General features: G+C 35.0%; 2 protein-coding genes. Both read right to left on the bottom strand.

The features are described 5' to 3' along the window. Window positions 1–518 (bottom strand): RNA-guided endonuclease TnpB family protein (locus J5V48_RS09805; protein ID WP_219938476.1); only part of this gene is annotated, 518 nt, incomplete at its 3' end. 15 nt (window positions 519–533) lie between these two features. Further along, a partial coding sequence (tnpA, locus tag J5V48_RS09800; RefSeq protein ID WP_219938475.1) for an IS200/IS605 family transposase occupies window positions 534–715 on the bottom strand: 182 nt, incomplete at its 5' end.

The following is a 715-nucleotide window of genomic DNA, read 5'->3' as shown; positions in this document are numbered from 1 at the left end:
GGCTCTTTATTTGTTATTTTCTCTTCATATTCAAATAAAATACTGGCGTAGAACTTACCACTTCCTATCTGACTTACAGTTACAGATTTAAGAATATATCCATCGGGAATTTCTCGGTGTTGCTTTATTCTTACTAAGCCTGCCTTTGGAAGTTTAAGTCTTCCGTTCTTAAGTTCAATATTATTATTTACAATATTGGTTGTATAGGAACGTCTTGAATTTTTCTTTGATTTGAAATTTGGAAATCCAAACTTTGGATTATTGAAAAAATTACTGAATGCTCCCTCAAGATTGAATTGAGCATTTGCCAAAGCAAGACTATCTACTTCTTTGAAGTATGGGAAATTCTTCTTGTATTGCGCAGGTGTATTCTTGAGCATTTTCCCGGTTTGCTTGTAATGCTCAATCTTGTCTGCAAGCATTTTATTGTATATGGAGCGTGCACAGCCGAAAGTCTTTACAAAAAGCTCTTTCTGCTTGTCAGTTGGATAGATTCTAAAATAATAAGCTGTGTACATACTAATAAAATATCTTTATTTTTGCCCCTGAGTCTGAATGTATTCCTTCACTATTTCAAGTGGAGCACCTCCAGTTGTCAGAAGACAGAAACTCTGACTCCAGAACTGCTCTTGCCATAACTTTAGTCTTATTTCAGGAAACTCTTTCTTCAGCAACCTGCTGCTGGCACTTTTGTAAGCATTTATGAATTTACTAA

The organism is Succinivibrio faecicola (assembly GCF_019448115.1).
GTDB lineage: Bacteria > Pseudomonadota > Gammaproteobacteria > Enterobacterales > Succinivibrionaceae > Succinivibrio > Succinivibrio faecicola.
The sequence above is the reverse complement of the archived record's forward strand: the minus strand, read 5'-3'. Positions and strand labels throughout refer to the sequence as shown.